Source organism: Pseudomonas sp. PI1, from assembly GCF_000812405.1.
GTDB classification, from domain to species: domain Bacteria; phylum Pseudomonadota; class Gammaproteobacteria; order Pseudomonadales; family Pseudomonadaceae; genus Pseudomonas; species Pseudomonas citronellolis.
In genome coordinates this window covers 45,972-72,271 of record NZ_JWMC01000100.1, presented here as the reverse complement: position 1 = coordinate 72,271, position 26,300 = coordinate 45,972, and the positions used below count along the sequence as shown (strand labels likewise).

The 26,300-nt window shown below is 68.9% G+C and carries 17 protein-coding genes; 4 read left to right on the top strand and 13 right to left on the bottom strand.

Annotated elements, in window-relative coordinates; all coding sequences use genetic code 11:
• Positions 1-28: 28 nt before the first annotated feature.
• Complete coding sequence (gene uvrA / locus RN02_RS29775; RefSeq protein ID WP_043318953.1) at positions 29-2,596, top strand: excinuclease ABC subunit UvrA; 2,568 nt, start codon at positions 29-31, stop codon at positions 2,594-2,596.
• A 49-nt stretch (positions 2,597-2,645) separates the two neighbouring features.
• Here the strand turns inward: uvrA and RN02_RS29770 are convergent, their stop codons facing one another.
• The 7 genes from RN02_RS29770 to RN02_RS29740 form a co-directional block, all read right to left on the bottom strand.
• Entirely contained in the window at positions 2,646-3,857 is a 1,212-nt protein-coding gene (locus RN02_RS29770; protein WP_043318951.1) for an MFS transporter, read from the bottom strand.
• Positions 3,858-4,124: 267 nt separating this feature from the next.
• The gene (metE, locus tag RN02_RS29765) at positions 4,125-6,455 is read right to left on the bottom strand and encodes a 5-methyltetrahydropteroyltriglutamate--homocysteine S-methyltransferase (protein ID WP_043318949.1); all 2,331 of its coding nucleotides are present in this window, start codon (positions 6,453-6,455) and stop codon (positions 4,125-4,127) included.
• 634 nt (positions 6,456-7,089) lie between these two features.
• Complete coding sequence (locus RN02_RS29760; RefSeq protein WP_043318947.1) at positions 7,090-7,788, bottom strand: anaerobic ribonucleoside-triphosphate reductase activating protein; 699 nt, start codon at positions 7,786-7,788, stop codon at positions 7,090-7,092.
• Positions 7,785-7,931: an anaerobic ribonucleoside-triphosphate reductase gene (gene nrdD, locus RN02_RS34510; RefSeq protein ID WP_009619575.1), complete on the bottom strand. Its 147-nt coding sequence runs from the start codon at positions 7,929-7,931 to the stop codon at positions 7,785-7,787. Before nrdD ends, RN02_RS29760 begins: the two co-directional genes overlap by 4 nt.
• A gap of 46 nt (positions 7,932-7,977) precedes the next feature.
• The gene (locus RN02_RS29750) at positions 7,978-10,002 is read right to left on the bottom strand and encodes a ribonucleoside triphosphate reductase (RefSeq protein ID WP_043318945.1); all 2,025 of its coding nucleotides are present in this window, start codon (positions 10,000-10,002) and stop codon (positions 7,978-7,980) included.
• A 394-nt stretch (positions 10,003-10,396) separates the two neighbouring features.
• The gene (locus RN02_RS29745) at positions 10,397-12,673 is read right to left on the bottom strand and encodes an OsmC domain/YcaO domain-containing protein (protein ID WP_043318943.1); all 2,277 of its coding nucleotides are present in this window, start codon (positions 12,671-12,673) and stop codon (positions 10,397-10,399) included.
• Between the two features lie 88 nt (positions 12,674-12,761).
• Positions 12,762-13,547, bottom strand: a complete 786-nt coding sequence (locus tag RN02_RS29740; RefSeq protein WP_082033924.1) for a substrate-binding periplasmic protein — start codon at positions 13,545-13,547, stop codon at positions 12,762-12,764.
• Positions 13,548-13,941: 394 nt separating this feature from the next.
• On the opposite strand from RN02_RS29740, the gene RN02_RS29735 reads away from it, so the two are divergent.
• Positions 13,942-14,685 (top strand): SDR family NAD(P)-dependent oxidoreductase, encoded by a 744-nt coding sequence (locus tag RN02_RS29735; protein ID WP_043318941.1) that lies wholly within the window; start codon positions 13,942-13,944, stop codon positions 14,683-14,685.
• 89 nt (positions 14,686-14,774) lie between these two features.
• Here RN02_RS29735 and RN02_RS29730 read toward each other — a convergent pair whose 3' ends face one another.
• The 4 genes from RN02_RS29730 to RN02_RS29715 are packed head-to-tail and all read right to left on the bottom strand — an operon-like array spanning position 14,775 to position 19,907.
• Entirely contained in the window at positions 14,775-14,996 is a 222-nt protein-coding gene (locus RN02_RS29730) for a formate dehydrogenase subunit delta (RefSeq protein WP_043266557.1), read from the bottom strand.
• Complete coding sequence (gene fdhF / locus RN02_RS29725) at positions 14,993-17,872, bottom strand: formate dehydrogenase subunit alpha (protein ID WP_043318939.1); 2,880 nt, start codon at positions 17,870-17,872, stop codon at positions 14,993-14,995. Before fdhF ends, RN02_RS29730 begins: the two co-directional genes overlap by 4 nt.
• Complete coding sequence (locus tag RN02_RS29720) at positions 17,869-19,431, bottom strand: NADH-ubiquinone oxidoreductase-F iron-sulfur binding region domain-containing protein (RefSeq protein ID WP_043318937.1); 1,563 nt, start codon at positions 19,429-19,431, stop codon at positions 17,869-17,871. The genes fdhF and RN02_RS29720 overlap by 4 nt, the downstream gene beginning before the upstream one ends.
• The gene (locus RN02_RS29715; protein WP_009619595.1) at positions 19,425-19,907 is read right to left on the bottom strand and encodes a formate dehydrogenase subunit gamma; all 483 of its coding nucleotides are present in this window, start codon (positions 19,905-19,907) and stop codon (positions 19,425-19,427) included. Before RN02_RS29715 ends, RN02_RS29720 begins: the two co-directional genes overlap by 7 nt.
• 518 nt (positions 19,908-20,425) lie before the next feature.
• Here RN02_RS29715 and RN02_RS29710 point away from each other — a divergent pair.
• Positions 20,426-21,613 carry an acyl-CoA dehydrogenase family protein gene (locus RN02_RS29710; protein ID WP_043318935.1) on the top strand — a complete coding sequence of 396 codons (1,188 nt, stop codon included), beginning with the start codon at positions 20,426-20,428 and terminating at the stop codon, positions 21,611-21,613.
• A gap of 8 nt (positions 21,614-21,621) precedes the next feature.
• Positions 21,622-22,719 (top strand): sigma-54 interaction domain-containing protein, encoded by a 1,098-nt coding sequence (locus tag RN02_RS29705; protein WP_043318933.1) that lies wholly within the window; start codon positions 21,622-21,624, stop codon positions 22,717-22,719.
• Positions 22,720-23,437: 718 nt separating this feature from the next.
• On the opposite strand, the gene RN02_RS29700 is transcribed toward RN02_RS29705, so the two are convergent.
• Together RN02_RS29700 and RN02_RS29695 are read right to left on the bottom strand one after the other, a co-directional pair.
• Positions 23,438-24,451 carry an aldo/keto reductase gene (locus tag RN02_RS29700; RefSeq protein WP_043318931.1) on the bottom strand — a complete coding sequence of 338 codons (1,014 nt, stop codon included), beginning with the start codon at positions 24,449-24,451 and terminating at the stop codon, positions 23,438-23,440.
• Between the two features lie 21 nt (positions 24,452-24,472).
• On the bottom strand, positions 24,473-26,290 hold the full coding sequence (locus tag RN02_RS29695; RefSeq protein WP_043318929.1) for an ABC transporter ATP-binding protein: 1,818 nt from the start codon (positions 26,288-26,290) through the stop codon (positions 24,473-24,475).
• Positions 26,291-26,300: the final 10 nt, after the last annotated feature.

Here is a 26,300-nt window from a genome sequence, read left to right as displayed (position 1 = left end):
TGGCCAACAGAGCCCCGAGTCCGTCCCCATGCCCCACAGCAAGCCCCCGGCCGGCGCCCCCGGCGCCAGCGGTTTCGTCGAAGTGCGCGGCGCGCGCGAGCACAACCTCAAGGACGTGGATGTCGCCATCCCGCGCGATGCGCTGGTGGTGTTCTCCGGCGTGTCGGGTTCCGGCAAGTCCTCGCTGGCGTTCGGCACCCTGTATGCCGAGGCGCAGCGGCGCTACTTCGAGTCGGTGGCGCCCTATGCCCGGCGCCTGATCGACCAGGTGGGCGTGCCGGACGTCGACGCCATCGACGGCTTGCCGCCGGCGGTGGCGCTGCAGCAGCAACGCGGCGCCAGCAACGCGCGCTCCTCGGTGGGCAGCGTGACCACCCTGTCCAGCCTGGTGCGGATGATGTATTCGCGCGCCGGCACCTACCCGCCGGGCCAGCCGCTGCTGTACGCCGAGGACTTCTCGCCGAACACACCCCAGGGCGCCTGCCCGGCCTGCCACGGCCTGGGCCACGTGTACGAGGTGACCGAGGCGCTGATGGTGCCGGACCCGTCGCTGAGCATCCGCGAGAAGGCCATCGCCGCCTGGCCGCCGGCCTGGCACGGGCAGAACCTGCGCGACATCCTCGTCACCCTGGGCTACGACGTCGACCGGCCCTGGCGCGACCTGCCGAAGAAGGATCGCGACTGGATCCTGTTCACCGAGGAAACGCCCACCGCGCCGGTGTACGCCGGCCTCACCCCCGCGGAGACCCGCGCCGCGCTCAAGCGCAAGCAGGAGTCCAGCTACATGGGCACCTTCACCGGTGCGCGGCGCTACGTGCTGCACACCTTCGCCAGCACCCAGAGCGCCCTGATGAGAAGGCGCGTGTCGCGCTTCATGGAGGGCCGGCCGTGCCCGGCGTGCGGTGGCAAGCGGCTCAAGGCCGAGGCGCTGGCGGTGACCTTCGGCGGGGTGGACATAGGCGCGCTGGCGCAGTTGCCCCTGGACCAGGTGGCGGCGCTGCTGGAGCCCATCGCCCGGGGCGACTTCCGCGCCCAGCCCGGCGCCGCGCTCTCGGAAGAGAAGCAACTGGCGGCGCGGCGCCTGGCCGAGGGCGTGGTGGCGCGGCTGCGCACGCTGCAGCAGCTGGGCCTGGGCTACCTGAGCCTGGACCGCGCCACGCCGAGCCTGTCCACCGGCGAGCTGCAGCGCCTGCGGCTGGCCACGCAGCTGAGTTCCATGCTGTTCGGCGTGGTCTATGTGCTCGACGAGCCGTCGGCCGGGCTGCATCCCTCCGACAGCCAGGCCCTGTACGACGCCCTGGACAGGCTGCGCGACGCCGGCAACTCGGTGTTCGTGGTGGAGCACGACCTGGAACTGATGCGCCGCGCGCAATGGCTGGTGGACGTCGGGCCCGACGCCGGCGAGCGCGGCGGGCGGGTGCTCTACAGCGGCGCCCCGGCGGGCCTGCGCGAGGTGGCGGAGTCGCGCACCGCCCGCTACCTGTTCGACGAGATTCCCGCGCCGCCCAGCCACGGGCGCGAGGCCGCCGGCTGGCTGGAGCTGCGCGGCATCCACCGGCACAACCTGCGCGGGGTGGACGCGCGCATTCCATTGGGCGTGCTCACCGCGGTCACCGGCATCTCCGGTTCGGGCAAGTCCAGCCTCATCGCCCAGGCGCTGCCCGAGCTGATGCTGGCGCACCTGGGGCACGAGCCCGAGGAGGATGGCGCGCCAGCCACCGACGAAGGCCCGGCGATCCTCGAAAGCACCGGCGGCCACCTGGCCGGCGACCTGGCGGCGGTGCAGCGGGTGGTGCAGGTGGACCAGAAGCCCATCGGCCGCACGCCGCGTTCCAACCTGGCCACCTACACCGGCCTGTTCGACCACGTGCGCAAGCTGTTCGCCGCCACGCCCGATGCGCGCCGCCGCCGCTACGATGCCGGGCGCTTCTCGTTCAACGTGTCCAAGGGGCGCTGCGACACCTGCGAGGGCGAGGGCTTCGTCAGCGTAGAGCTGCTGTTCATGCCCAGCGTGTACGCGCCATGCCCCAGCTGCCACGGCGCCCGCTACAACGAGGCCACGCTGCAGGTGCGCTGGAATGGTCGCAACATCGCCGAGGTGCTGGGCATGACGGTGGAGGAGGCCGGCGACTTCTTCGCCGATGAGGAAGCGGTGGCGCGCCCGCTGCGCCTGCTGCGCGAGATCGGCCTGGGCTACCTGCGCCTGGGGCAGCCGGCCACCGAGCTGTCCGGCGGCGAGGCGCAGCGCATCAAGCTGGCCAGCGAACTGCAACGCAGCCAGCGCGGCCGCAGCCTGTACGTGCTGGACGAGCCCACCACCGGCCTGCACGTGGCGGACATCGACCGGCTGATGCTGCAACTGCAGAGGCTGGTCGATGCCGGCAACAGCGTGGTGATGATCGAACACGACATGCGCGTGGTGGCCCAGGCCGACTGGGTGATCGACGTCGGCCCGGGCGCCGGCCAGGCCGGCGGCCGCGTGGTGGCCAGCGGCACCCCGCAACAGCTGGCGCGGGCGAAGGGCAGCAGGACCGCGGCCTATCTCGCCGCAGAACTGGCGCGCTGTGCGCCGAACACGCGGCGCGCAAGGCGCTGAGGGCGGAACCGCTGACGCAGAAGGCGCTCCTTCGAGCGCCTTCGCGCCGTCAGGCCCGCTTGGTGGAGGGCAGCAGGATGGTCAGGCAGCCCAGCAGCGGCAGGTAGGAGCACAGCTTGTACACGTACTCGATGCCGTGGATGTCGGCCAGGTGGCCGAGCAGGGCGGCGCCGATGCCGCCGAAGCCGAACATCAGGCCGAAGAACACCCCGGCGATCATGCCGACGTTGCCGGGCACCAGTTCCTGGGCGAAGACCACGATGGCGGAGAACGCCGAGGCGAGGATGAAGCCGATGATCATGCTCAGCACGCCGGTCCAGAACAGGTCGACGTAGGGCAGGGCGAGGGTGAAGGGGGCCACACCGAGGATCGAGAACCAGATCACCGTCTTGCGCCCGATGCGGTCGCCCACCGGGCCGCCGAAGAAGGTGCCGGCGGCCACCGCGCCGAGGAACAGGAACAGGTACAGCTGCGAGCTGGCCACCGAGAGCTGGAACTTCTCGATCAGGTAGAAGGTGAAGTAGCTGGTGAAGCTGGCCATGTAGAAGTACTTGGAGAACACCAGCAGCGCCAGCACCACCAGCGCGGCGTTCACCCGGCCCCTGGACAGACCATGGGTAGCCTTGCCGCCCTGCTTGAGCTTGAACAGGTTCAGGTGGTTGCGGTACCAGCGGCTGAGGCCGTACAGCACGCCGATGGCGAACACCGCGAACAGGCCGAACCAGGCCACGTGGCCCTGGCCGTAGGGCACGATGATGGCCGCGGCCAGCAGCGGGCCGAAGGCGCTGCCGGCATTGCCGCCGACCTGGAAGGTGGATTGCGCCAGGCCGTAGCGCCCGCCCGAGGCCAGGCGCGCGATGCGCGAGGTTTCCGGGTGGAAGGTCGAGGAGCCGATGCCCACCAGCGCCGAGGCCAGGAGGATGGCCGGGAAGCTGCCGACGAAGGCCAGCAGGAGGATGCCGATCAGCGTGCAGACGCTGCCGGCCGGCGCCAGCCAGGGCTTGGGATGGCGGTCGGTGTGGTAGCCCACCCAGGGCTGCAGCAGCGAGGCGGTCAGCTGGAAGGTCAGGGTGATCAGGCCGACCTGGGTGAAGCTCAGCCCGTAGTTGGCCTTGAGCACCGGGTAGATCGACGGCAGCACCGCCTGGATCAGGTCGTTGATCAGGTGGGCCAGGGCGCAGGCGCCGATCACGCGCATGACCAGGGGGCTTGCTTGGCTGGCGACGGACGCGGCAGCCGTGGGGGCGGCAGTAGTGGACATGGGACTCCGGGCAGCAAGGGGCGGCCGGCGCGCTGGCGTGGCCATCGTTTTTGGCGGAGGCCCTATGCTAGGCAGTACGTGCCCGTCCGTCTTGCGAGTTTCGGACGTCGGGTATCGAGAAACGGGCAATTCGTTTCGGGCAGGCCGCCGTAGGGGGGGCTGCAACGCGCGGGGAGCGCAAAGCGAAACGGGACGCCAGGCGTCCCATTTCGTCATTGACCGTAGGATGGCTCGAGCGAAGCGATACCCATCACCATGGCGGGTGGATCAGGCCAGCGCGGCGAGGTCGTTGCGCAGCTCGCGGGCCGCCGCGACCATGTTCACCAGCGCCGCTTCGGTCTCCGGCCAGGCGCGGGTCTTCAGGCCGCAGTCCGGGTTCACCCACAGGCGCTCGGCGGGGATGCGCTGGGCCGCCTTGCGCAGCAGCTTGACGATCTCTTCCCGGCTCGGCACCCGCGGCGAGTGGATGTCGTAGACGCCCGGGCCGATCTCGTTCGGGTAGTCGAACTTCTCGAAGGCCTCCAGCAGCTCCATGTCCGAACGCGAGGTCTCGATGGTGATCACGTCGGCGTCCATGGCGGCGATGGATTCGATCACGTCGTTGAACTCGCTGTAGCACATGTGGGTGTGGATCTGGGTTTCGTCGCGCACGCCGGACGCGCACAGGCGGAAGGCCTCGGTGGCCCATTCCAGGTAGTGCGCCCAGGCGCTCCTGCGCAGCGGCAGGCCTTCGCGGAAGGCGGCTTCGTCGATCTGCACGATCCTGATGCCGGCGGCCTCCAGGTCCACCACTTCGTCGCGGATGGCCAGGGCCAACTGGCGCGCCTGCACCTCGCGGGGCACGTCCTCGCGCGGGAAGGACCACATCAGCATGGTCACCGGGCCGGTCAGCATGCCCTTCATCACCTTGTCGGTGAGGCTCTGGGCGTAGGTGATCCACTCCACGGTCATGGCCTTCGGGCGGCTCAGGTCGCCATAGATCACCGCCGGCTTCACGCAGCGCGAACCGTAGCTCTGCACCCAGCCGAAGCGGGTGAAGACGTAGCCGTCGAGCTGCTCGGCGAAGTACTCGACCATGTCGTTGCGCTCGGCTTCGCCGTGCACCAGCACGTCCAGGCCCAGGTGTTCCTGGATCTGCACGGCGTGGCGGATTTCGCTGTGCATGGCCTCGGTGTACTCGGCCTCGCTCAGCTTGCCCTGCTTGAACGCCTGGCGCGCCAGGCGGATGGCCGAGGTCTGCGGGAAGGAGCCGATGGTGGTGGTGGGGAAGGCCGGCAGGTCCAGGCCGGCGCGCTGCTTGGCGATGCGCTCGGCGAAGGCGGAATGGCGCTGGGCGTCGGCCGGCTGGATGGCGGCCAGGCGGGCCTGCACGGCCGGCTTGTGGATGCGCGGCGAGGCGGCGCGGCTGGCCTGTACGGCGCGGCTCTGCTCCAGGGCGGCAACCACGTCGGCGGCCTGCGGCTCGGTGGCGGCGCGGGCCAGCACGGCCACTTCGGCGCACTTCTGCACGGCGAAGGCCAGCCAGCTCTTCAGCTCGGCATCCAGCTTGTCTTCACGCTCCAGGTCCACCGGGCTGTGCAGCAGCGAGCAGGACGGCGCCAGCCACAGGCGCTCGCCGAGGCGTTCCTGGGCGTGGCGCACCACGTTCAGGGCCTTTTCCAGGTCGCAGCGCCAGACGTTGCGGCCGTTGACCAGGCCCAGCGACACGACCTTGTAGGCCGGCAGGCGGTCGAGGATGCTGGGGTACTGTTCCGGCGCGCGCACCAGGTCGATGTGCAGGCCGTCGACCGGCAGGTTCGCGGCCAGGCCGAGGTTGTCTTCCAGGCCGCCGAAGTAGGTGGCCAGCAGCTTTTTCAGCGGCTCGCCCTGCAGCAGGTTGTAGGCGCGCTCGAAGGCGTTCTTCCAGTCCTGGGGCAGGTCGAGGACCAGGATCGGTTCGTCGATCTGCACCCATTCCACGCCCTGTGCGGCCAGGCGGCGGAAGATCTGCCCGTAGAGCGGCAGCAGGCGGTCGAGCAGGTCGAGCTTGTTGAAGCTGTTCGTTTCAGAATCAGCACCTTTGGTCTTGCCCAGCCACAGGTAGGTCAGCGGGCCGATCACCACGGGCTTGACGTCATGGCCGAGGGCCTTGGCTTCGTCGACCTCTTCGAACAGCTGTTCCCAGCTCAGCGCGAACTGCTGGTCGGCAGTGAACTCGGGGACCAGGTAGTGGTAGTTGGTGTCGAACCACTTGGTCATCTCTTGCGCATGGGCGCCGCCGCAGCAGCTGTCGCTGCGGTCCGTCGCCACGGCGCCACGGGCCATGCCGAAGAGGGTCTGCAGGGTCGGCTTGGCGTCGCCATGGCCGCGGAAGCGCTCGGGGATGACGCCGAAGGTCAGCGAGTGGGTCAGCACCTGGTCGTACCAGGCGAAATCGCCCACCGGCAGCAGCTCGATGCCGGCATCCTTCTGCGCCTGCCAGTGGGTGGCGCGCAGCTGCTTGCCGACGGCACGCAGGCCGGCTTCGTCCAGCTCGCCTTTCCAGAAGGCTTCCAGGGCTTTCTTCAGTTCGCGGTCCCGGCCGATACGCGGGAAGCCGAGGTTGTGGGCCAATGCCATGGGTGAATCTCTCCATTGAAAAACCAGTGGAGGGATTCTCGGGATTGGTGGTTCATGAGACAAACTCAATTTATTTGCGATGAAATAAAGTTTTACTCATGATCGAGCTTGGTCATCTACCTCGGCGCTGGGGCTTTCCCCCGGATTGCGGATGAATCCGCTCCTACCGTTCGGCCTCTTGCGCCGAGCCTCCCTGTAGGAGCGGGCCCTGCCCGCGAATCGCGCGCAGGGCGCGCTCCTACATGAGAATGGCGTGAGTGGCGCAGCTTAGGAGCGGATCTCATCCGCGAACCGCGCCGGAATTCCCGGCTATCGCGGACAAGGTCCGCTACGCCCTCCGGCAAACACAAGACACGTAGGATGGCGTTGAGCGAAGCGATACCCATCACCACGACCGCATGGGTTTCGCCAAGGCTCAACCCATCCGTTGAGGCGCGCCTTGGCGCAGCCGGCAAGACAGTTGCTCCTACCATTCGGCCTCTTGCGCCGAGTCTCCTTGTAGGAGCGGGCCCTGCCCGCGAATCGCGCGCAGGGCGCGCTCCTACATGGGAATGGCGTGGGTGGGGTAGCGTAGGAGCGGACTCCGTCCGCGATTTTCGGCAACCGGCGAACACCCTCCGCGAGCAGGAACTCGCTAGGCATCCCGCAATTCGAATCGCGGGAACAGCGCTTCCAACTCGCGCCACAATGCCGCTGCGCCCTGCGGGGCCGGCGTTGCAATGAGCTGCGGATCGAGCTGCCGCCCGCTGCGGGCCAGTTGCACCACGAAATTTTCCACGCCCACCCCACGCAGCCGCATGGCCAGGCGCCGCAGTTGTTCCAGGTCGAATAGCTGCCAATGCACCGTGGTCCGGCATTCGTAGGCCACGCCGCTTTCCAGCAGCAGCTCCAGGCTGCGCCAGTTGGCCTGGCCGCTGCGGGGCACGCCGGTGATGGCGTCGCTGTCCTCGGCCAGGGCCTTCACGTCGAACCCCACCCAGTCGGTGTGCGGCAGCGCCCGGGCGAAGGCGCGCGGCTGGATGCCGGCGCTGTGCAGGCCGGCGCGCAAGCCCATCTCGTGCACCTTGGCCATGGCCCCGGGCAGCGCGGCCTGGAGGGTCGCTTCGCCGCCGCTGAACACCACGGCCTGCAGCAGGCCCTGGCGCCGTTGGAGGAAGGCCAGGACGTCCGCCCAGCGGATTTCCACCTCGCCGCGCGCCGGGATCAGCTGCGGGTTGTGGCAGTAGCGGCAGCGCCAGGCGCAGCCCTGGCAGAACAACACGCAGGCCAGCAGGCCGGGGTAGTCGAGGGTGGTCAGGGGCACCAGGCCCCCGACCCTGAGCTCAGCGCTCATCGCGTCTCGCGGAAGTGGCAGCGCTCGCGGTGCTCGGACTGCTTGCCGGCGTTGAAGGCCGACACCGGGCGGTGGTAGCCCATCACGCGGGTCCAGACTTCGCAGCGTTGGCGTTGGCTTTCGGGCAGTTGGTTGGCTTTCATCGGTAGAGCTCCTTTCTTGCGGTTGGTAAAGCGGGGTGTCGCCGGCTCAGCCGCCGCAGCTGCCGCAGCAACTGGCGGCGCGTTGTTGCAGCAGGGCTTCGTCGCACTTCGGGCAGAACTCGTGTTCGCCGGCGAGGTAGCCGTGCACCGGGCAGATGGAGAAGGTCGGCGTGACGGTGAGGTAGGGCAGGCGGAAGCGCCCGAGGGCGTTGCGCACCAGGGTCTTGCAGGCCTCGGCGCTGGAGATGCGCTCGGCCATGTACAGGTGCAGCACGGTGCCGCCGGTGTACTTGCATTGCAGGGCGTCCTGCAGTTCCAGCGCCTCGAAGGGGTCGTCGGTGAGGCCCACCGGCAGCTGCGAGGAGTTGGTGTAGTAGGGCGCTTCCGGCGTGCCGGCCTGGAGGATGTCCGGGTGGCGCTTGCGGTCCTCGCGGGCGAAGCGGTAGGTGGTGCCCTCGGCGGGCGTCGCCTCCAGGTTGTAGAGGTGGCCGCTGTCTTCCTGGAAGCCCACCAGGCGCGCCCGCACGTGGTCCAGCAGTTCCAGCGCCATCTGCCGGCCGGCCTCGTTGTGCAGGCCTTCGCGGTCGCCGGTGAAGTTGCGCACCATCTCGTGCAGGCCGTTCACGCCGATGGTGGAGAAGTGGTTGCGCAGGGTGCCCAGGTAGCGCTTGGTGTAGGGGTAGAGCCCGGCGTCCATGTGCTGCTGGATGACCTTGCGCTTCACTTCCAGGCTGTCGAAGGCCAGCCCCAGCAGGTAGTCCAGCTGGCGGTAGAGCCCGGCGAGGTCGCCGCGGTGGCGGTAGCCCAGGCGCGCGCAGTTGAGCGTCACCACGCCGAGGGAGCCGGTCTGCTCCGCCGAGCCGAACAGCCCGTTGCCGCGCTTGAGCAACTCGCGCACGTCCAGCTGCAGGCGGCAGCACATGGAGCGCACCTGGTTGGGCTGCATGTCCGAGTTGAGGAAGTTCTGGAAGTACGGCAGGCCGTAGCGCGCGGTCATCTCGAACAGGCGCGTGGCGTTGTCGCTGTGCCAGGGGAAGTCGTGGGTGATGTTGTAGGTGGGGATGGGGAAGGTGAACACCCGGCCGTGGGCGTCGCCGGCCTGCATCACTTCGATGTAGGCACGGTTGATCAGGTCCATCTCCGCCTGCAGCTCACCATAGGCGAAGGGCATTTCCTCGCCGCCGACGTAGGGGATCTGCTCGCGCAGGTCTTCCGGGCAGACCCAGTCGAAGGTCAGGTTGGTGAAGGGCGTCTGGGTGCCCCAGCGCGACGGCACGTTGAGGTTGTAGATGAATTCCTGGATGGCCTGGCGCACCTCGTCGTAGCCGAGGCCGTCCTTACGCACGTAGGGTGCGAGGTAGGTGTCGAAGGAGCTGAACGCCTGGGCGCCGGCCCACTCGTTCTGCAGGGTGCCGAGGAAGTTCACCATCTGCCCGAGGGCGCTGGACAGGTGCTTCGGCGGCCCGGCCTCGACGCGCCCCGGCACGCCGTTGAGGCCTTCGTTGAGCAGGGTGCGCAGCGACCAGCCGGCGCAGTAGCCGGCGAGCATGTCGAGGTCGTGGATGTGCAGGTCGGCTTCGCGGTGGGCGGCGGCGATGGCTTCGTCGTAGACCTCGTCCAGCCAGTAGTTGGCGGTGACCTTGCCGGAGACGTTGAGGATCAGCCCGCCCAGGGAATAGCCCTGGTTGGCGTTGGCGCGCACCCGCCAGTCTTCCCGCGAGAGGTATTCGTTCATCGAGGCGGCGACGTCCACCAGCGTCTTGCGCTCGCGGCGCAGGCGGCCGTGGCGCTCGCGGTAGACGATGTAGGCCCGCGCGGTGGGGTAGTGGCCGGCTTCCATGAGGATGCGTTCGACCACGTCCTGCACCTGCTCCACGTCCAGCTCGCCCTGCTCCGGCAGGCGCGCCAGCACGCGGCGCGTCAGCGCCTGGGCATGGGCGGCGCTGAACTCGCCGCTGGCTTCGCCGGCGGCGGCGATGGCGCGTTCGATCTTGCTCGGGTCGAAGGGGGCGGCGGCGCCGTTGCGCTTGCGCAGGCGGGTGGGGAGAGGGGCGTTCCGGGGCTGGGTCATTGGACTGGATTCCACAACATGATGTGTTTTGAATTTTCAAGACAACAAGATGTTGTGGAATCTAATGGCGTCGGCCGGAGAAGGATTGACCTCGGTCAATGTTCGGCGCCGGAGGGTTTTCGCCATCGGAGGTATTGACCGGCTGGGTCTGGTGCTCGCTCCTACGAAGAGCGCCCTCTCCCCAGCCCTCTCCCGCAAGCGGGAGAGGGGGCCGTCCCGAGTCGCCGGGAAATCTGGAGTTGTCCTGATACTTCCGGACCGTCGGCCGTGCCGCCGGGGCGCCCGACACCGCACCCGTAGGATGGGTTGAGCGCAGCGATACCCATCACCGGGATCCCATGGGGATCGCAAGCTCAACCCATCCTACGAAGAGCCCCTCGGCGCAGTCCCATCATCAGCGCTTGCGAATCGCCACGCGCCGCGGCTTGAGGCCGCTTCCCGTGTCGGCGGCGCTGTCCTGCACAGGCTGCAGCCTGGCGCGCGCCGCGTGCAGTTTCTTGTAGCTGTCGATCAGCCGCAGGTGCCTGTCCAGCCCTTCCAGTTTCATGCTGGTCGGCGTCAGGCCGTGGAAGCGCACGCTGCCGTCCACCGAGCCCAGCGCCGCGTCCATCCGCTCGTTGCCGAACATGCGGCGGAAGTTGGCTTCGTAGTCGGCGATCTCCAGTTCGTCGTCCAGCACCACCTCCAGCACCACGTTCAGGGCCTGGTAGAACAGGCCGCGCTCGACGGTGTTGTCGTTGTACTGGAGGAAGGCTTCTACCAGTTCCTTGGCCTCTTCGAAGCGCCGCAGGGCGAGGTTGATCAGCAGTTTCAGTTCGAGAATGGTCAGTTGGCCCCAGGCCGTGTTGTCGTCGAACTCCACGCCGATCAGGGTGGTGATGTCGGTGTAGTCGTCCACCTCACAGCCTTCCAGGCGCTCCAGCAGCGCTTCGAGGCGGGTGTCGTCCAGGCGGTGCAGGTTGAGGATGTCCTCGCGGAACGCCAGCGCCTTGTTGGTGTTGTCCCAGACCAGGTCCTCCACCGGGTAGATCTCCGAGTAGCCCGGCACCAGGATGCGGCAGGCCGTTGCGCCCAGGTGCTCGTACACCGCCATGTACACTTCCTTGCCCAGGTCTTCGAGGATGCCGAACAGGGTGGCGGCTTCCTCGGCGTTGGACTCTTTTCTTTCACTGGAGCCGCGCCGGCCGGAGAAGTCCCACTCGACGAATTCGAAGTCGGCCCTGGCGCTGAAGAAGCGCCACGACACCACGCCGCTGGAGTCGATGAAGTGCTCGACGAAGTTGTTCGGCTCGGTCAGCGCCTGGCTTTCGAAGGTGGGCTGCGGCAGGTCGTTCAGGCCTTCGAAGCTGCGGCCCTGGAGCAGTTCGGTGAGGCTGCGCTCCAGCGCCACCTCCAGGCTGGGGTGGGCGCCGAAGGAGGCGAACACGCCGCCGGTGCGCGGGTTCATCAGGGTCACGCACATCACCGGGAAGCGGCCGCCCAGGGAGGCGTCCTTGACCAGCACCGGGAAGCCCTGTTCCTCCAGGCCGCGGATGCCGGCGAGGATGCCGGGGTACTTGGCCAGCACCTCTTGCGGCACGTCCGGCAGCGCCAGTTCGTTTTCGAGGATTTCGCGCTTCACCGCGCGCTCGAAGATTTCCGACAGGCACTGCACCTGGGCTTCGGCCAGGGTGTTGCCGGCGCTCATGCCGTTGCTCAGGTAGAGGTTCTCGATCAGGTTGGAGGGGAAGTACACCACCTTGCCGTCGGACTGGCGCACGAACGGCAGCGAGCAGATGCCGCGCGCCACGTTGCCCGAGTTGGTGTCGTACAGGTGCGAGCCGCGCAGCTCGCCGTCGGGGTTGTAGATGGCCAGGCAGTGGGCGTCGAGGATTTCCGCCGGCAGCTCGTCCTGGCGGCTGGGCTTGAACCAGCGCTCGTCGGGGTAGTGGACGAAGGGCGCGTTGGCGATGTCCTCGCCCCAGAACTGGTCGTTGTAGAAGAAATTGCAGTTCAGCCGCTCGATGAACTCGCCCAGCGCCGAGGCCAGCGCGCTTTCCTTGGTCGCGCCCTTGCCGTTGGTGAAGCACATCGGCGACTGCGCGTCGCGGATGTGCAGCGACCAGACGTTGGGCACGATGTTGCGCCAGGAGGCGATCTCGATCTTCATGCCCAGGCCGGCGAGGATTGCCGACATGTTGGCGATGGTCTGCTCCAGCGGCAGATCCTTGCCCGCGATGTAGGTGCGCGAATCCGCGTCGGCGCTGGGCATCAGCAGCGCCTGGGCGTCGGCGTCGAGGTTTTCCACTTCCTCGATGACGAACTCGGGCCCGGTCTGCACCACCTTCTTCACCGTGCAGCGCTCGATGGAGCGCAGGATGCCCTGGCGGTCCTTTTCCGAGATGTCCGCCGGCAGCTCCACCTGGATCTTGAAGATCTGCTTGTAGCGGTTCTCCGGGTCGACGATGTTGTTCTGCGACAGGCGGATGTTGTCGGTGGGGATATTGCGCGTCTGGCAGTACAGCTTGACGAAGTAGGCCGCGCACAGCGCCGACGAAGCCAGGAAGTAGTCGAACGGACCCGGTGCGGAGCCATCGCCCTTGTAGCGGATGGGCTGGTCGGCCACCACGGTGAAATCGTCGAACTTGGCTTCGAGCCGAAGGTTATCTAAGAAATTAACCTTTATTTCCATGCGGGTTTACCACGACAAAAAATGAGATGAATAACCCGCCATTGTAAGCGTTTTGCGCAGCGCTCCGCCCGTTCGCCCGTCCGGCGCGCTACTGCCCATCGGTGCGCTGATAGCGCGCGGCCGCCCGTTGCACCCAGCCCTCGTCGAGCATCTGCCGCAGCGCGCCTTCGATCAGTTGGCGCTCGGCCGTCAGCTGGCGCTGGTGGGAGAAGCCCAGGTAGAGCTCGGTGCGGCTGTCCGGCTGGAAGCGGGTGCGCACGATCTGCCGGGCCAGTTGCGGGTCGCGCAGTTCGTAGTCCACCTGGCAGTCGGTGCCGATCACCAGTTGCAGGCGACCGAGGGCGAGCATCTGCAGCAGCTGCGTCTCGTTGTTCACGCCGAATTTCTTCAGGCGCTTGTCGGAGTCGAAGGGTTCGAAGTAGGCGGACTCCAGCACGTAGCCGATGGTGGGGCCGAGCAGGTCGTCGTAGCGGGCGATGCGCGGCGCCTCCTGCGGCGAGGCGTACAGGCGCGGGGCGCAGGCGTAGTAGGGCTGCGGCAGGTAGTCGATGTACTGCTCGCGCTCCGGGGTGCGCGCCAGGCCCGTCATCAGGTCCGCCGCGCCGCTCTGCAGGGCGGCCAGGCCGCGGGCCCAGGGCGCGCGGTGCACTTCGAAGCGCAGGCCGGTGCGCTTTTCCAGCTCGGCCAGCAGGTTCATGTCCAGGCCGCTGATGCGGCCGTCGGCGCCTTCGATGCGGAAGGGCGGCCAGTAGTCGGTCATCACCCGCAGCGGCGGGTGTTCGGTGGCATCGGCCGTGGCTACGAACGCAAGCAGGCCGATGCCCAGCCAGCGGCGAGCGGACACGGCGAATCTGGCGAAGGGCTGGCAAGGCATACCGGCTCCCGGAACTGGAATGGGTGGCGAAGTCGGCGGCTCCCTTGCCGAGGGGCGGTGCGCGCCCCGGAGCGTTCGGTCGGCGGACGCCCCGTGAAGCGACGTCGCAGAATCCTTCCGAATTATCTGAAGGATAGCCTTCTGCCGCTACGTTGCAGAATGCCCGGGGTGAAGGAAAGACATGGACGCTCGGGCTCGCCGTCAAGTCCGAAGTACCTCGTTTGCAGTCGAAAGAACTCGCTGCACGGTGAGTCATGATGACTTCAGTGGTTTTCAACACCTTGAAAAACCGATGGTTTCGCCATGGCACGGAAGTTGGTGGAGGTTCCTGGCGACGGCACGTGGAGCACCCACGTGGCGAGCGATCCCACTGACGACCATCAGGAGCATGTACATGCCAAGCAATGATTCCAGGTCCCCCCTTGCGGTGATCACCGGCGCCGGTTCCGGCATCGGCCTGGCCGTGGCCCGGCGGCTGTTGCGCGAGGGCACCCGGGTAGTGGCCATGGCCCGGCGCGAGGTGCCGCCGGCCGAACTCGACGAGGCCGGCGGCCACTTGTGCTGGTTGAGCGGCGACGTCACCCGCACCGATGACCTCCAGTGCCTGGCGGACCTGGCCCGGGAACTGGGGCCGGTGGACTACCTGCTGCCCAACGCCGGCATCGCGCAACTGGCCGACGGCCTGGACCAGGCGGCGTTCCAGCGGCAATGGGCGGTCAACGGCGCCGGCGCGCTGAACACCCTGGCCGCCCTGCGCGGGCAGATGGCGCGGCCGTCTTCGGTGGTGTTCATCGGCACCTTCCTGTCTCAGGTGAGCTTTCCGGGGCTGGCCGCCTACATCGCCTCCAAGTCGGCGCTCAAGGCCCAGGCGCGCACCCTGGCGGTGGAATTGGCGGGCGAGGGCATCCGCGTCAACGTCGTATCGCCCGGGCCCACGGCGACGCCGATCTGGGGCACCCTGGGGCTGGACGACGAGGCCCTGGGCAAGGTCGCCGCCAGCGTCAACGGGCGCCTGCTGGACGGCCGCTTCCTGGAGGCGGAGGCGGTGGCCGATGCGATCCTCTTCATGCTCTCGGACCAGGCCCGCGGCATCCACGGCCAGGACCTGGTCGTCGACAATGGCTACACCCTGCGCTGAAACCCGGCTGCGCCGCCCCGCGCGGCGCAGGCCGCTCAGGGCTCCTGCGGCCAGCGGCCGGGGGCAGTATCGTAGTCTGGCCGTCTCCGCTAGGCGCTCTCCGCCGGCTCCTTCAGCGCTTCCTGCACCAGCGGGTGCAGGTCGGCCTCGGGATGCTGCGCCAGCCAGGCCGCCAGGTCGCGGCGCATGGCCGGCGTCCAGAAGCTCTGCAGGTGCTGGCGCACGCCGCGCACGGCCAGTTCGCGGTCGGCTTCGCTGGCGAAGTACTGGCCGATCTGGTTGGCCATCTTGACCAGGTTGTCGATGCTCATCGGCGCACCTCGGCTTTCTCGGCGTGGCGGCGTTCCTTCAGCAGGCGGCGCTGTTCGTCGCTGAACGCCTGGTAGCGCTTCTGCCATTCCGAGGGCTGGAAGACGCGCACCACTTCCACCGCGGTGACCTTGTATTCCGGGCAGTTGGTGGCCCAGTCGGAGTTGTCGGTGGTGATCACGTTGGCGCCGGACTCGGGGAAGTGGAAGGTGGTGTAGACCACCCCCGGCGCCACCCGCTCGCTGACCTTGGCGCGCAGCACCGTCTGCCCGGCGCGGCTACCCACGCCGACCCAGTCGCCGTCGGCGATGCCGCGGCTCTCGGCGTCGCTGGGGTGGATCTCCAGGCGGTCCTCGGGGTGCCAGGCGACGTTGCCGGTGCGCCGCGTCTGGGCGCCGACGTTGTACTGGCTGAGGATGCGTCCGGTGGTCAGCAGCAGCGGGTAGCGGTTGTTGACCTTCTCGTCGGTGGGCACGTAGCCGGTGAGCATGAAGCGCCCCTTGCCGCGCACGAACTGGTCGATGTGCATGGTCGGGGTGCCGTCGGGCGCGGCGTCGTTGCACGGCCACTGCAGGCTGCCGTGGCGGTCCAGCTCGGCGTAGCTGACGCGGGCGAAGGTGGGCGTCAGGCGAGCGATCTCGTCCATGATCTCGGACGGGTGGCGGTAGTTCATCGGGTAGCCCAGGGCGTTGGACAGCGCCATGGTCGCTTCCCAGTCGGCCTTGCCGCCCAGCGGCTCCATCACCTTGCGCACCCGCGAGATGCGCCGCTCGGCGTTGGTGAAGGTGCCGTCCTTTTCCAGGAAGGAGCTGCCCGGCAGGAACACGTGGGCGAACTTGGCGGTTTCGTTGAGGAAGATGTCCTGCACCACCACGCATTCCATGGCCGACAGGGCGGCGGTGACGTGCTGGGTGTTGGGGTCGCTCTGGGCGATGTCCTCGCCCTGGCAGTACAGTGCCTTGAAGCTGCCGTCCAGGGCCGCCTCGAACATGTTGGGGATGCGCAGGCCCGGGTCGGGCTGCAGGGTGACGTTCCAGGCCTGCTCGAACTGGCTGCGCACCTCGGCGTTGGAGATGTGCCGGTAGCCGGGCAGCTCGTGGGGGAAGGAGCCCATGTCGCAGGAGCCCTGGACGTTGTTCTGCCCGCGCAGCGGGTTCACCCCCACGCCTTCGCGGCCGACGTTGCCGGTGGCCATTGCCAGGTTGGCGATGCCCATCACCGCGGTGCTGCCCTGGCTGTGCTCGGTGACGCCCAGGCCGTAGTAGATGGCTGCGTTGCCGCCGGTGGCGTAGAGCCGCGCGGCGGCGCGGATCAGTTCGGCGGGCACGCCGCACACCGGGCCGAGCGCCTCGGGGGCGTTCTGCAGCTGGCTGACGAAGTCGCGCCAGTGGGCGAAGTCCGCCGCCTCGCAGCGCTGCTCGACGAAGCGCTGGTTCACCAGGCCCTCGGTGACGATGACGTGGGCCAGGGCGTTGAGCATGGCCACGTTGGTGCCCGGGCGCAGCTGCAGGTGCAGTTCGGCGCGGGCGTGGGGCGAATCCACCAGGTCGATGCGCCGCGGGTCGATGACGATCAGCCGCGCGCCCTGGCGCAGGCGGCGCTTGAGCTGGGAGCCGAACACCGGGTGGGCGTCGGTGGGGTTGGCGCCCATCACCAGGATGACGTCGGCCTGCATCACCGAGTCGAAGCTCTGGGTGCCGGCGGACTCGCCGAGGGTCTGTTTCAGGCCGTAGCCGGTGGGCGAGTGGCAGACGCGGGCGCAGGTGTCGACGTTGTTGTTGCCGAAGGCGGCGCGCACCAGCTTCTGCACCAGGTAGGTCTCTTCGTTGGTGCAGCGGCTGGAGGTGATGCCGCCGATGGAGTCGCGCCCGTACTTGAGCTGGATGCGGCGGAATTCGCCGGCTGCGTGGTTGAGCGCTTCTTCCCAGCTGACCTCCTGCCAGGGATCGCTGATGCGCTGGCGGATCATCGGCTTGGTGATGCGCTCGGGGTGGGTGGCGTAGCCCCAGGCGAAGCGGCCCTTGACGCAGGCGTGGCCGTGGTTGGCCTGGCCGTTGCGGGCCGGGACCATGCGCACAAGTTGCTCGCCCTTGAGTTCGGCGCGGAACGAGCAGCCCACGCCGCAGTAGGCGCAGGTGGTGACGACGCTGCGCTCCGGCTGGCCCAGCTGCACCACGCTTTTTTCCATCAGCGTGGCGGTGGGGCAGGCCTGCACGCAGGCGCCGCAGGACACGCACTCGGAGTCGAGGAAGTCGTCGCCGCCGGCCGCCGCCACCCGCGAGTCGAAGCCGCGGCCGGCGATGGTCAGGGCGAAGGTGCCCTGGATTTCCTCGCAGGCGCGCACGCAGCGGTTGCAGACGATGCACTTGCTCGGGTCGTAGTCGAAGTAGGGGTTGGAGACGTCCTTGGCCTCGCTCAGGTGGTTGGCCCCGGTGTAGCCGTAGCGCACTTCGCGCAGGCCCACCTGGCCGGCCACGGTCTGCAGCTCGCAGTTGCCGTTGGCCGGGCAGGTCAGGCAGTCCAGCGGGTGGTCGGAGATGTACAGCTCCATGACGTTGCGCCGCAGCGTCGCCAGCTTCGGCGTCTGCGTGCGCACCACCATGCCCTCGGCCACCGGCGTGGTGCAGGAGGCGGGGTAGCCGCGCATGCCGTCGATTTCCACCAGGCACATGCGGCAGGAGCCGAAGGCTTCCAGGCTGTCGGTGGCGCAGAGCTTGGGAATGCTGGTGCCCAGCAGCGCGGCGGCGCGCATCACCGAGGTGCCGGCGGGCACGCTGATCTCGCGGCCGTCGATGCTCAGGCTGACCTGCGCCTCGCTGTCGCGGGGCGGGGTGCCGAGGTCGACGATGTCGGTGGAGGGATCGAAGAGGTTGATCACTGGTCGGCCTCCGTGTGCGCTAGACCGAAGTCGGCGGGGAAGTGCTTGAGGGCGCTGGTCACCGGGTAGGAAGTCATTCCGCCCAGGGCGCAGAGCGAGCCGTATTGCATGGTGTCGCAGAGGTCCACGAGCAGCCGCGCCTGTTCCTCGCGGGCGCCGAGGTCGGTGGCGGCGATCAGCCGGTCCACCACCTCCACGCCGCGGGTGGAGCCGAGCCGGCAGGGCGTGCACTTGCCGCAGGATTCCTCGGCGCAGAACTGCAGGGCGAAGCGGGCCATGCGCGCCATGTCCAGGCTGTCGTCGGCCACCACCACGCCGCCGTGGCCGAGCATGGCGCCCATGGCGGCGAAGGCCTCGTAGTCCAGCGGGGTGTCGAACTGCGCCGGCGGCACCCAGGCGCCCAGCGGGCCGCCCACCTGCGCCGCCTTCAGCGGGCGGCCGCTGGCGGTGCCGCCGCCGTAGCCTTCCACCAGCTCGCGCAGGCTCAGGCCGAAGGCGCGTTCCACCAGGCCGCCGTGGCGCACATTGCCGGCCAGCTGGAAGGGCATGGTGCCCAGCGAGCGGCCCATGCCGAAGTCGCGGTAGAACGGCGCGCCACGGGTCAGGATCACCGGCACCGAGGCCAGGGTGAGCACGTTGTGCACCAGCGTCGGCTGGCCGAACAGGCCCTGCAGGGCCGGCAGCGGCGGCTTGGCGCGGACCACGCCGCGCTTGCCCTCAAGTGAGTCGAGCAGGGCGGTTTCCTCGCCGCAGATGTAGGCGCCGGCGCCCACCCGCACCTGCAGGTCGAAGGCGCGGCCGCTGCCCAGCACGTCGGCGCCCAGGTAGCCGGCCTCGCGGGCGATGGCCAGGGCCTGCTCCAGGGTGTCGATGGCGTCCGGGTATTCCGAGCGCACGTAGATGTAGCCGAGGCTGGCGCCCACGGCGAGGCCGGCGATGGCCATGCCCTCGACCAGCAGGAAGGGGTCGCCCTCCATCAGCATGCGGTCGGCGAAGGTGCCGGAGTCGCCTTCGTCGGCGTTGCACACCACGTATTTCGGCGTGGCCGGGGCCTCGCGCACGGTGCGCCACTTGATGCCGGCGGGGAAGGCCGCGCCGCCGCGGCCGCGCAGGCCGGAGTCGAGCACCGCGGCGACCACCTCGGTGCCGTCCAGGGCGATGGCCCGCGCCAGGCCCTCGAAGCCGCCGTGGGCGCGGTAGTCCTCCAGGGACAGCGGCCGGGTGATGCCGGCGCGGGCGAACAGCAGGCGCTGCTGGCTCTTCAGGTAGGGGATGTCCTCCACCGGCCCCAGGGCCAGCGGGTGAGGGGTGGCGTCGGCGGCCAGGGCGTCGAGCAGGGCGGGCACGTCCTGCTCGCTGAGCGGGCCGAAGCCCAGGCGGCGGCCGTCGGCGTCTTCCACCTCCAGCAGCGGTTCCAGCCAGTAGAGGCCGCGGGAGCTGGTGCGGCGCAGTTCCAGCGGCAGTTGCCGGCGCTCGGCCTCGCGGGCCAGGGCGGCGGCCACTTGTTCCGCGCCCACGGCGCGGGCGACGGAGTCGCGGGGGAGGAAGAGCTTCAGCATGCGCCATCCTCCAGGCAGCCGTTGACCAGCTCGCGCAGGCGCTCGGCGGTGAGCCGCGCGTGCAGCCGGCCGTCCAGCTCCAGGGCCGGCGAGCAGGCGCAGGCGCCCAGGCAGTACACCGGGCGCAGGCTGATGTTGCCGTCGGCGCTGGTGCCGTGGTCGTCCAGCGCCAGCTGCTCGCGCAGCTGCGCGGCCAGGCGCTCGGCGCCCATGCTCTGGCAGGACTCGGCGCGGCACAGGCGCAGGGTATGGCGCGCCGGCGGCGCGGTGCGGAAGTCGTGGTAGAAGCTGATCACCCCGCGCACCTCGGCCTGGCTGAGGTTGAGGGCATGGGCGATTTCCGCGACGGCGAGGTCGGGAACGTACCCGCAGCCGTCCTGGATGGCGTGGAGGATCGGCAGCAGGGCGCCGGGGGTGTCCTTCTCGCGTGCCAGCACGTCGTGGATCAGGGGCAGGTGAAGCGTCTCATCAGGCATACAGCGTACCTCGGCATCGCGGACCGGCCTGCCTTGGCGGCAAACCTCCGGTGTCTTCGGCTGCGGCGTACCGTCCACGTCACGGCGGCGTGGTCACCCGGTCGCCCTCCCTGCCGCCGGCCGGGTGTCTTGACGCACCGGTCCGGGGGCATCCTGCAAGCTTGCCATCCTGCTCGCCCGGGGTTTGCACCCAAGCGACCCGGCGCATCCTGAAACCGACCTGCGCCCTGGCCCGGCGTCTTCCCTATTAGCGGGTTTAGCTGGTGTGCAGGCGCGGCGCCAGGGGTTGCCGATCGGCGGAAGCGCCGGGGCAACAGCGAATCAACAGTTGTTGCTCAGATAACAACAAGCCGCCCGCGCCAGGCCGCGCAAACCGGCCCGGCGGCCGCTGGAATGGTTATTGCTCGGCCCTGCGTGCAGTTCAATTTCGCCGGCCGGGCCCATGGCGGCCGCGGCCGAAGGTTCATTGCCGGGGCGGCGCCCGCCTGAAGGCCGCCCCGACCGACGAGGGATCCCGTGTGAGCGCCAACCAGCAAAGCCGCATCCTCAACCCTTTGCAGATCGCCCGCCAGCTGGCCGCCGGTTTTGCCGAGAACGCCGCCGAACGCGACGAGCGCGGCGGCACGCCCAAGGCCGAGCGCGACGCCATCCGCCACAGCGGCCTGCTGGCCCTGAGCATTCCCGGCGCCTTCGGCGGCCATGGCGCGGACTGGTCGCTGACCCTGGAGGTGGTCCGCGAGTTCGCCCGGGCCGACAGTTCGGTGGCCCACGTGTTCGGCTTCCACCACCTGATGCTGGCCACCGTGCGCCTGTTCTCGCGCCCGGAGCAGTGGCAGCCGTGGTTCGAGCTGACCGCGCGCAAGAACTGGTTCTGGGGCAATGCCCTGAACCCGCTGGACACCCGCACCCAGGTGAAGTGGTTCGACGGCTGGTGCGAGTTCTCCGGCAAGAAGAGCTTCTGTTCCGGCGCCAACGACTCGGAGATGCTGATCGCCTCGGCGGTGGACGAAAGCGCCGGCGGCAAGCTGCTGATCGCCGCGCTGCCCAGCGGCCGCAGCGGCATCGGCGTGCACGACGACTGGGACAACATGGGCCAGCGCCAGACCGACAGCGGCAGCGTGACCTTCGAGCGGGTGCGCGTGGAGCGCTCCGAGCTGCTGCTGGACCCGGGCCCGCTGAGCACGCCTTTCGCCTGCCTGCGCCCGCTGCTGGCGCAGCTGATCTTCGCCCACATGTTCCTCGGCATCGCCGAAGGCGCCTTCGAGGAATTCCGCGGCTACACCCTCAAGGAGGCGCGGCCCTGGTTCCGCTCCAGCGCCGAAAGCATCAGCGAGGACCCGTACGTGCTGCGCCACTACGGCGACTTCTGGGTCGGCCTGGAGGGCGTGCGCCTGCTGGTGGAGCGTGCCGCCGCACAGTTCGACGCGGCCTGGAGCAAGGAGCAGCGCCTGGGCGCCGAGGAGCGCGCGGAGCTGGCCATCGCCATCGGCACCGCCAAGGTCGCCGCCACCCGCGTGGGCCTGGAACTCTGTAGCCGCCTCTTCGAAGTCACCGGCGCCCGCGCCACCCACGCGGCGCTGCGGCTGGACCGGCACTGGCGCAACCTGCGCACCCAGAGCCTGCACGACCCCCTCGATTACCGCGTCCAGGAGCTTGGCGCCTGGGCGCTCAACCGGCAGCGACCTTCGCCCACGTTCTACTCGTAAGGAAGCCCATGCAACTGCTGACCCTCCCACCCAACCCGACACTGGCCACCTCGATCCGGGCAACCGCACAGGTCTTCGAAGACCCGAAATCGCAGGCGCTTCTCTCCCATTTGCAACAGGTCGCCCCCAGCGAGGCCAGCGTCCTGATCATCGGCGAGACCGGCACGGGAAAGGAGCTGGTCGCACGTCACATCCACAATTTGAGCGGCCGGCGCGACCGGCCCTTCGTCGCGGTGAACTGCGGGGCCTTCTCCGAATCCCTGGTGGAGGCCGAGCTGTTCGGCCACGAGAAGGGCGCCTTCACCGGCGCCCTCAGCGCCAAGCCCGGCTGGTTCGAGGCAGCCAACGGCGGCACCCTGTTCCTCGACGAGATCGGTGATTTGCCGATGCCCATCCAGGTCAAGCTGCTGCGCGTGCTGCAGGAGCGCGAAGTGGTGCGCCTGGGCTCGCGCAGGGGCATCCCGATCGACGTGCGGGTGCTGGCGGCCACCAACGTGCAACTGGAGAAGGCGATCAACGCCGGGCATTTCCGCGAGGACCTGTACTACCGCCTCAACGTCGTCACCCTGCAACTGCCTGCGCTGCGCGAACGGCGCGGTGACATCCTGCCGCTGGTGCGGCACTTCATCGGCACCTACGGGCGCAAGCTCGGCTTCGAGGCGGTCGACCTGAGCGACGCGGCGGCGCGCAAGCTGGCGGAGTACGATTGGCCGGGCAACATCCGCGAGCTGGAGAACGTCATCCACCACACCCTGCTAGTCTGCCAGGGCGGCCGCATCGAGGCCGACGACCTGCGCCTGCCGGGGCTGCGCCCGGAACGCCTGGAGGGCGCGGCCGGCGCCGACGAGCCGCTGGAAGCGCAGCTGGAACGCGCCTTCCTGCGCCTGTTCCGCGAGCGCGGCGGCGATGTGCACGGCCAGGTGGAAAGCCTGCTGGTGCGCGAGGCTTACCAGTTCTGCCATGCCAACCAGGTGCACACCTCCGACCTGCTGGGGCTCAGCCGCAACATCGTCAGGGCCCGGCTGATCGCCGCCGGCGAACTGGTGGTGAACAAGCGCCGCACGCCGGCGCCGTTGGCCAGCCGTATCGTGCGGCTGTCGATCTGAGCCGGGTGGGGGCGGGGAAGAGTCGCCGAGCGGACCTTGTCTGCGCCGTTCCCCTGTAGGAGCGAGCTTGCTCGCGAACGGGGCTTCCCGTGGCTTCGGTGCTAGGACCAAGAGCACCCTCTCCCCAGCCCTCGGCTGCGCGCCCCGCCCTGAAGGGAGAGGGGGCTTGTCCATGCCGAGAAAGGATTTGGTGTCAGCCGGCAACTCGGTACAAGCCGGCTAACGCGGAAATACCAGCGCACGCCGAACGGTCCCCTCTCCCTTCAGGGAGAGGGTTAGGGAGAGGGGCGGAGTCAGCCCGATGCACCGGCACAACCGGGAAACGCCTGTAGCGCTCTCCGTAGGATGGGTATTGCTTCGTGCGATACCCATCCTACGAAGCTACTCATACGGGCGGGCACGGCTCGTAGGAGCGAGCTTGCTCGCGAACGAGGCTTCCTGGGGCTTCGGTGCCAGCCAAGAGCGCCCTCTCCCCAGCCCTCTCCCTGAAGGGAGAGGGGGCTTGTCTGTGCCAGCGGAAAGCATGGCTTCAGCCGGAAACCACCGGCGTGTCCGGCTAACTCCAGACTACCCAGCTCTGCCGAACGGTCCCCTCTCCCTTCAGGGAGAGGGTTAGGGAGAGGGGCGGAGTCAGCCCGATACACCGGCACAACCGGGAAGCACCGTTCGCGAGCAAGCTCGCTCCTACGAAAAGCGCTTCGGCGCCGCTGGCGTCCCGTCATTCCCCGCGCGGGCGGCGGCCGGGGACGAAGTGGGTCGGGTCGTTGTAGCCCGGCGTGGAGGCGTGGCCGGGGGTGACCAGGGCGTCGACGAAGGCTTCGTCCTCGGCGTCCAGGCGCACGTCCAGCGCCTTCAGGTAGTCCTGCCACTGCTCCTCGGTGCGCGGACCGACGATGGCCGCGCTGACCAGGGCGTTGTTCAGCACCCAGGCGATGGCGAATTGCACCACGCCGACGCCACGCGCCTCGGCGTGGGCCTTCAGCTTCTGCGCGATCTCCAGGGACTCCGCGCGCCATTCGGTCTCCAGGATGCGCTTGTCCTGGCGCCCGGCGCGGCTGTCGGCGGCCGGCTCCACGCCCGGCAGGTACTTGCCGCTGAGCACGCCGCGGGCCAGCGGGCTGTAGGGCACCACGCCCAGGCCGTGGAATTCGGCGGCGGTGAACTGCTCGGTCTCGGCCTGGCGGTTCACCAGGTTGTACAGCGGCTGGCTGGCGATGGGCTGGGGCACGCCCAGGCGCTCGGCCAGGTGGACCACCTCGGCGATGCGCCAGCCGCGGTAGTTGGACAGCCCCCAGTGGCGCACCTTGCCCTGGGCGATGGCGTCGCCGATGGCCGCGACCGTTTCCTCCAGCGGCGTCTGCGGGTCCTCGCGGTGCAGGTAGTAGAGGTCCAGGTAGTCGGTGCCCAGGCGTTTCAGGCTGGCGTCCAGGGCCGCGGCGATGTGCTTGCGGCCCAGGCCGCGGCGGTTCGGCCAGGCGTCCGCCGGGCCCATGCCGACCTTGGAGGCCAGCACCCAGTCGTCGCGGCGCGCGGCGATGGCCTGGCCGACGATTTCCTCCGAGCGCCCGTCGTTGTACACGTCGGCGGTGTCGATGAAATTGATCCCGCGCTCCAGCGCCTGGTCGATGATGCGCCTCGAGGCGGCGACATCGGTCTGGCCGCCGAACATCATGCTGCCCAGCGCCAGGGGGGAGACCTGCAGGCCGGAGCGGCCCAGGGTTCGGTAGTTCATGTCGCTCTCCGGTTGGGAAATTCAGACCGCCTCGGCCTCTTCCTGGAACAGCCCGTCGGACTGCCGGCTCCACAGGCGGTAGTACTGGCCGCGCTTCTTCAGCAGCTCCTGGTGGCTGCCGTCCTCGACCACGCGGCCCTTGTCGAAGACGATGATGCGGTCAAGGTGCGCCACCGTCGACAGGCGGTGGGCCACCACGATCACGGTCTTGCCCTGCATGATGCTGTCCAACTGGTCCTGGATGAAGCGCTCGGTGATGGAATCCAGGCTGGAAGTGGCCTCGTCCATCACCAGGATGGGCGCGTTCTTCAGCAGTACCCGGGCGATGGCGATGCGTTGTCGCTGGCCGCCGGACAGCTTGACGCCGCGCTCGCCCACCAGGGAATCGTAGCCGTGCTCCATGCGTTCGATGAAGGCGCTGGCGCCGGCGCCGTGGATGGCCGCGGCCAGTTCCTCGGCGCTGGCCTCCAGGCGCCCGTAATGGATGTTCTCGCGGATGCTGCGGTGGAACAGCCCCGGCTCCTGGGGGATCAGGCCGATCTGCCGGTGCAGCGAGTGCTGCGTCACCTCGCGGATGTCCTGGCCGTCGATCAGCACCTGGCCGCCGTCGACGTCGTACAGGCGCAGCAGCAGGTTGAGCAGGGTGGACTTGCCGGAGCCGGAGAAGCCCACCAGGCCGACGCGCTGGCCGGCCGGGATGCGCAGGTCGAGCTGCTCGAAGATCGGCTGGCCGGGGTGGTAGCCGAAGCGCACGCCGCGGAACTCGACGTTGCCCTGGCGCACTTCCAGGCGGCGGGCGTCGGGGCGGTCGACCACCTCGTGGGGGCGGATCAGGGTGCGCACGCCGTTGGCGATGTTGCCGGTGGCCTCGAACAGCTCCAGGAAGCGCCGCGACAGGCTGGCCACGTCGTTGATGATCAGCAGCGCCATGCTGGTGGCCATGACGAAGGCGGCGATGCTGATGGCGCCGCTGCGCCACAGCCACAGGGTGAGCAGCAGCATGCCGATCTTCAGGGCCATGCCGCAGCTGTTCTGGAACCAGCGGATCTTCTCCATGTAGCCCAGCGAGCGGCCGGCCGCCGCCAGTTCGCGGTCCAGGTAGCCGGACAGGTAGTCCAGCTCGTGGGAATGCCGGGCGAACAGGCGCACGTTGCTCAGGTTAGTCACCGCGTCCACCACCTTGCCGGTGCTGATGCTGCGCGCCGCGGAGTACTGCTGCGCCAGCGGGTGGCTGCGCCGGGCGAGTAGGAAGGAGACGGCGATGAACAGCACCGACCAGCCCAGCATGAACGCCGCCAGCAGGCCCGAGGCGCTGGCCAGCACCAGGCTCGCCAGGCTCAGGGTGACCAGCAGCGGGATCAGGTCGAAGAGCAGGATGTTCATGGTCTGGTTCACCCCCATGGCGACTTCCGAGACCTTGTGCGCCAGGGCGCCGGCGAACTCGTTGCTGACGAAGCGGTGCGAGTGCTGCTGCAGGTAGGCGTAGACGGTGTGGGTGACGCGCGCCCGCTGGCGCGGCAGCACGCGGATGTTGATGGTGTTGGCGCTGCGGGTGAAGACCACCTCCAGGGCCACCAGCACGGCGAAGCCGGCCACCGGCCAGAACAGCGCGTCGGTCGTGCCGTTGGCGTTCACCAGGCGGGTGACCTGGCCCAGGCTCCAGGGGATCAGCACGGTGCAGACCACCGCGGTGATCTGCAGCAGCAGGATCGCCAGGTAGGCCCAGCGGTACTGGCTGACGAAGTGGATGACGAAAGGTACCGGCGCCTCCGGCAGGTAACGGATGTTCCAGGCGTGGGCCTGGCGTTCGCCGGCGGTGTCGTCCGGGGTGTGGCTCATGGCGGGTAAA

What these genes read in the sequence shown, in the direction of transcription:
- uvrA (WP_043318953.1), top strand. Translation starts at nt 29, where the DNA reads ATGCCCCACAGCAAGCCCCCGGCCGGCGCCCCCGGCGCCAGCGGTTTC.
- RN02_RS29770 (WP_043318951.1), bottom strand. Translation starts at nt 3,857, where the DNA reads ATGTCCACTACTGCCGCCCCCACGGCTGCCGCGTCCGTCGCCAGCCAA.
- metE (WP_043318949.1), bottom strand. Translation starts at nt 6,455, where the DNA reads ATGGCATTGGCCCACAACCTCGGCTTCCCGCGTATCGGCCGGGACCGC.
- RN02_RS29760 (WP_043318947.1), bottom strand. Translation starts at nt 7,788, where the DNA reads ATGAGCGCTGAGCTCAGGGTCGGGGGCCTGGTGCCCCTGACCACCCTC.
- nrdD (WP_009619575.1), bottom strand. Translation starts at nt 7,931, where the DNA reads ATGAAAGCCAACCAACTGCCCGAAAGCCAACGCCAACGCTGCGAAGTC.
- RN02_RS29750 (WP_043318945.1), bottom strand. Translation starts at nt 10,002, where the DNA reads ATGACCCAGCCCCGGAACGCCCCTCTCCCCACCCGCCTGCGCAAGCGC.
- RN02_RS29745 (WP_043318943.1), bottom strand. Translation starts at nt 12,673, where the DNA reads ATGGAAATAAAGGTTAATTTCTTAGATAACCTTCGGCTCGAAGCCAAG.
- RN02_RS29740 (WP_082033924.1), bottom strand. Translation starts at nt 13,547, where the DNA reads ATGCCTTGCCAGCCCTTCGCCAGATTCGCCGTGTCCGCTCGCCGCTGG.
- RN02_RS29735 (WP_043318941.1), top strand. Translation starts at nt 13,942, where the DNA reads ATGCCAAGCAATGATTCCAGGTCCCCCCTTGCGGTGATCACCGGCGCC.
- RN02_RS29730 (WP_043266557.1), bottom strand. Translation starts at nt 14,996, where the DNA reads ATGAGCATCGACAACCTGGTCAAGATGGCCAACCAGATCGGCCAGTAC.
- RN02_RS29720 (WP_043318937.1), bottom strand. Translation starts at nt 19,431, where the DNA reads ATGCTGAAGCTCTTCCTCCCCCGCGACTCCGTCGCCCGCGCCGTGGGC.
- RN02_RS29715 (WP_009619595.1), bottom strand. Translation starts at nt 19,907, where the DNA reads ATGCCTGATGAGACGCTTCACCTGCCCCTGATCCACGACGTGCTGGCA.
- RN02_RS29705 (WP_043318933.1), top strand. Translation starts at nt 21,622, where the DNA reads ATGCAACTGCTGACCCTCCCACCCAACCCGACACTGGCCACCTCGATC.
- RN02_RS29700 (WP_043318931.1), bottom strand. Translation starts at nt 24,451, where the DNA reads ATGAACTACCGAACCCTGGGCCGCTCCGGCCTGCAGGTCTCCCCCCTG.
- RN02_RS29695 (WP_043318929.1), bottom strand. Translation starts at nt 26,290, where the DNA reads ATGAGCCACACCCCGGACGACACCGCCGGCGAACGCCAGGCCCACGCC.